The organism is Chitinivibrionales bacterium, from assembly GCA_014728215.1.
In the GTDB taxonomy this organism is placed as follows: Bacteria; Fibrobacterota; Chitinivibrionia; order Chitinivibrionales; family WJKA01; genus WJKA01.
In genome coordinates this window covers 1-3,357 of sequence record WJLZ01000007.1, presented here as the reverse complement: position 1 = coordinate 3,357, position 3,357 = coordinate 1, and the positions used below count along the sequence as shown (strand labels likewise).

Genomic DNA, 3,357 nt, shown 5'->3' with positions numbered 1-3,357 from the left:
TGCTTCCATCTATTCACCGGCATTCAATTCTTTGCCGATACCCGACTCGACTTACCATATATCCATAATAAGGAGCGAATATGAGGTATCTTCCGGCGTGCATTCTAGTATTTGCGGTACTGGGTACAATCAGCGCTGCCGACCGCCAGGATTGCATCCTTCTGAAAGAGCGGATGTTCGAGCCGCAGGTATTGCTCGATCAGGACCCGGACAATCACATGTGTCATGCATCATCGATCGTCGAAGCGAAAAACGGGACGCTGATATGTGTCTTTTATGCAGGTCAGGAAGAAGGCGAGGGGCACGAAATATGGATGTGCAAAAAGCCTGTTGGAGGGACCTGGTCGACGCCGGAACAGTTTACCAACACCGGTGGTGACGTGTTCAATCCGGTGTTGTTTCAACCGAAAGTAAATCCCGACGCCCCGTTGCTGCTTTATTTCCGTATCGGTGCATGGGACGGCAGTGGAGTGGTGCTCTACTCGGATGATAATGGTGATACCTGGTACGAACCCCCGAATGGTGAGAGATATCCCGATTATACCAGTCAACCGCAGGGGCGATGGGGTACTGATCTTCCGCTGCTGCCTTCAGGACATTGCATGAATGTCAACAGATTCGGCGGCCCTGATAAAGCGTTGCCGTTGGAACTTCCGAGCGGCTCGCTGTTGTTCGGCTCGGGCATGAAAGGCGGCAGCAGATGGCGTTTTAATATCGAGCAGACTCCAACAGACAATTACTATTCCGGCAATTGGATACTGAATGAAGTTTGTGTTGAGGGGACACAGCCGACATTTATCGTGCTCTCTCCCGATTATCAGGATCTGAAAGTCCTTATGCGGCTCACCTCTCCGTATGTTTCCGATGATGGCGGCGCCACATGGACCCGGTCATCAGGCCAGCCGGACAATGGGGGAGCAGCAATGGCTGCCGTAACACTTGATAATGGGTGGCACGCATGTGCTCATACGCCGGGACGGGACCTGATTAAAATATCAGTGAGTGAAAACGGCTCGAGTTGGACCCAGGCGGTGATTGTCGAAGATGAACCGCCTTCGCACAGCTACCCGTTTATGTTTGCGGGATCGGATGGTAATCTGCATTTGTCATGGACCTGGGTTGATGTTCATGGCGGCGGCAGTCCCGGAGAAGCATCGATCGGTCATGCGATTATCGAGCCGAACCTTCTTGTGGGACTTCCCGCAACAAAAACAGGCAAAAACAGCCCGCTTTCTCCAGGTGAGAAAAAATTAGCAATTAAGCAAAACAAGCTGAGCGAAGCGATCACAATAACATACGCCGTAGAGACTGATGGCTACGTCCGACTCGGGCTTTTTGATATTTCCGGAAAAAACATTAAAATGGTAGCCGACGGTATCCATCAAAAGGGTTTACATACGATCGCAATAAATCGCAAAGATTTGCCGGGCACACGTGTTGTGATTGCACAGCTCCAGCGTGAAGGAATGCAGCCGGAATCAGCTCTGCTTGCGTTCTGAATTCAAATAGTGCAAAATGCTATTGAATTTGAACTTTTCTTATGTAAATAAGATAGCTGCTGTAGCCATAGTCGTATGTTGCTCTGTATCCGCGCAGGCCACAAAAATGGTCTTTGTCGGTAACAGCATAACCGATACTGAAAAGCTTGAAGATCTGAATTGCGGCGGCAAGGTGTATCGCGAATTGCTGATGGAAAGGCTGACCGCGGACGGTTGGGAGATTCAGTCGAGAACAATGGCAAAGAGCGGCTTTGCGCTTGTGCAAAAAATCCCGGGAGCATCACCGTTTCATTGCGACAACGAGTCCAATTCTGAGGAATGTTTATATCGAGAATTCAAACCGGATATTATTATCGAAATGCTGGGCACCAACGATGCTCATCTGAAGACGGACTACCCTTACAGCGAATGGGTGAGTGATTCGGTTTTTGCGCAGGAATTGCGACGGCTGGTCGATACCTTTACAATTGCAGGTGATAACCCTGAGGTTTATCTCTGCCTCCCGCCGCCCCTGTGGGACTTTGGAAAGGGAGCGCAGAACCTCTACCGGGACACCCTTTTAACAAAGCATATCAATCCGGTGAAGCGAATGGTTGCGCGGGAACGATCGCTGAAAATTATCGATATGCACACGCCGCTCGAAGATAAACCGGGGCTGTTTCCCGATGGCGTTCATCCTGATTGTGATGGTCATGTGATTATGGCGGAGACTGCGTATGGCGTGATCACCAGTCAGACAGTGGGCGCGATTGCAGGCGGCGTGCGAAAGAATTATAAAAGCAGGAAAACACGTCGAGAAAACTCTCTGAGAAAATTACCTTGCGATAATTTAATCACGTTGTATGATTTTCAGGGCAATCGCCTAAACGCTCAGCATGATCAAAGTAATTTGACAGATTTGAAGCGCTTACCAAAAGGGATTTACCTGATAAAGACAGGGAATGCTGTTATACGATGGATAAGAGATTTCAACTGAAAGAAGACATCATGAGAATAGGGCAGCTTCGGCGGGCATTCAGCGAAAGGGGAGCAGTATACGGCAGAATTCAGGTTCACACGACTCTCTTTATATGCGCAGGTCAATTTGTTGCTTATAGTCAGGATACTGTCTCTATTTTTCTGCTCGGGGGGCAGTCGAACATGCTCGGGCAGGGGAATCCCGGCGAAATATCTCCGCCGCTCAGCGAAACGCAAGAGGATATTCTTTTTCTTGAAAACAGCAATGGTAATTACGCATGGGGCCCCATGACCCCGTATTTTGGCAAGGAAGATGAATGTTTTGGTCCCGAGCTGAAATTCAGCCGGATTATCGCCGATACCCGGCCCGACCGGACTGTAGCAATTGTCAAACATACCGAAAAGCCGTTAACGCTTGCTGAGGGATGGAATGTCGAAACAAATGGCTCAACGTATCTGGGGATGATTGCAAAAGTGCGGGGCGGTATGGAGTTACTGGATGCGATCGGCAGGCCGTATGTGGTTGCCGGAATGCTCTGGTTTCAGGGGGAATACGATGCCGTGGAGCAATGGATGGCGCAGGCGTACGAACAGAACCTGAACAACCTTATCGCCGGTGTTCGGAATGAATTTTCAGTACCCGGCATGCCCTTTGTAATCGGGCAGATATATGACATTCCTTTGGACCAATTCCCCTATACACAGGAGGTACAGGATGCTCAGGATGCGGTCGCGGAATCGGACCCGCTGACAGGCATTCTTCATACCACCGACCTTCCGATCGGCAATGATAATATTCATTTCAAAACCGAGGGGCAACTTGCAATCGGGCAGCGGTTCGCAACCGTCTACCTGTCGCTTATCGGGGAGAACACCGTTGCTGTCGATACCGACAGGGCCC

General features: G+C 50.0%; 3 protein-coding genes. All 3 read left to right on the top strand.

Annotated elements, in window-relative coordinates:
• Positions 1–80: 80 nt before the first annotated feature.
• Positions 81–1,499, top strand: coding sequence for a hypothetical protein (locus GF401_00435; GenBank protein ID MBD3343510.1), 1,419 nt, complete (start codon positions 81–83; stop codon positions 1,497–1,499).
• Positions 1,500–1,515: 16 nt separating this feature from the next.
• The gene (locus GF401_00430) at positions 1,516–2,475 is read left to right on the top strand and encodes a hypothetical protein (protein MBD3343509.1); all 960 of its coding nucleotides are present in this window, start codon (positions 1,516–1,518) and stop codon (positions 2,473–2,475) included.
• Positions 2,454–3,357, top strand: a 904-nt coding sequence (locus GF401_00425) for a hypothetical protein (GenBank protein ID MBD3343508.1), incomplete at its 3' end; no start/stop codon positions are given. The genes GF401_00430 and GF401_00425, both read left to right, overlap by 22 nt.